At 40.0% G+C, this 285-nt stretch carries 1 protein-coding gene; it reads right to left on the reverse strand.

The genetic code is table 11. The features are described 5' to 3' along the window. A partial coding sequence (locus ACWA1F_RS23985) for a hypothetical protein (RefSeq protein ID WP_456897555.1) occupies positions 1-183 on the reverse strand: 183 nt, incomplete at its 3' end. Positions 184-285: the final 102 nt, after the last annotated feature.

Here is a 285-nt window from a genome sequence, read left to right on the forward strand (position 1 = left end):
TGCGTCGCCAATGCGCTGCAGTATTTCTCTGGAGTTGTCGCCACTGTTTATAGACATTTCATACGATTTTGCTGCTTCGACATAGTACATTTTGTCAAACAACGCATCTGCGGCCTTATTTTTGGTCTGCGAAAATGCCATCTGAATGATGAGCAGTACGAGTATAGTAATTCTTCTTTTCATAGACGGTCGTATTAAAAGAATCTTGGTGATTTTAGTCCTTTTTTGCGGTTAACCAATTCAAAACGAAGCACGATTTCGTGAGTTCCGTTGTTGTAGTTATTG

Source organism: Flavobacterium erigeronis (genome assembly GCF_054075165.1).